Raw genomic sequence first — 486 nt, 5'->3', positions numbered from 1 at the left:
GACCGACCTAGCATCGCGGCATGCCCGGTCTCCTCGCGCGCTACCGCAGCACCGGCGCCGACGTGCCGTTCGGGAATCCGCTGGCCGCGCACGACGTCGCGATGGAGGGCTACTTCTGGCGGTTCACGCAACGCGAGACGGGCCGGGTGCTGATCGCGCTCGCCGGGATCAACCGCGCCGACGACGGGCACTGGGCCACGCTCGGGTTCGCCGCGCATCCCGGCGGATTCCTGCGCACCGCCGCCCATCCCGACGGCCGGGCCGACCCGGTCCGGCTCGGCGCCATCGCGGGTGACGCGTTCGCGGGCAGCGGTGACCGGGTCCGCGTCGATCTCGCCCCGGACGCCCGTCTCGACGTCCGGATCACCGCTCCCGTGCCGTGGCCGCGCCGGCGTCTCGGTGGTTCGAGCGTGTTCCACACCGTGCCCGCGCTCAACCAGTACTGGCATCCGTGGCTGCTCGGCGGCCGCGCCGAAGGGTGGGCGG

Annotated in this window: 1 pseudogene; it reads left to right on the top strand. The window is 74.7% G+C overall.

Annotated features, from left to right (window positions below):
- Positions 1–20: 20 nt before the first annotated feature.
- Positions 21–486 (top strand): annotated as a pseudogene (locus IJ15_RS0124230) (tocopherol cyclase family protein); the annotation flags it as partial.

The sequence above is a fragment of the Prescottella defluvii genome, from assembly GCF_000738775.1.
Taxonomy (GTDB): Bacteria; Actinomycetota; Actinomycetes; order Mycobacteriales; family Mycobacteriaceae; genus Prescottella; species Prescottella defluvii.
Note: the sequence above shows the minus strand (reverse complement) of the source record. Positions and strands in the feature narration are given on the sequence as shown.